General features: G+C 68.5%; 1 protein-coding gene. It reads left to right on the forward strand.

Annotated features, from left to right (window positions below):
• Positions 1–91: 91 nt before the first annotated feature.
• On the forward strand, positions 92–260 hold a 169-nt coding region (locus tag HKX41_12105), incomplete at its 3' end, for an alpha/beta hydrolase (protein ID NNC24878.1).

Here is a 260-nt window from a genome sequence, read left to right on the forward strand (position 1 = left end):
CCCGGCGCGACCGGCCGACGCCAACCGGCCGCCGCGCGCGTGCTTGCGTTGGCGCATCCCTCCGACCTCCACCTGACATGGAATCACGATCATGAGCGGCAAACCCACCATCGTTCTCGTACACGGCTTCTGGGGCGGCGCGGCGCATTGGGCCAAGACCATCGTCGAGCTTTCGCGCAAGGGCTACACCGATATCCGGGCGGTGGAAGTGCCGCTGACCTCGCTGGCCGACGACGCCGCGCGCACCCGCAAGATGATCG

This window comes from Salifodinibacter halophilus, assembly GCA_012999515.1.
GTDB classification, from domain to species: domain Bacteria; phylum Pseudomonadota; class Gammaproteobacteria; order Nevskiales; family Salinisphaeraceae; genus Salifodinibacter; species Salifodinibacter halophilus.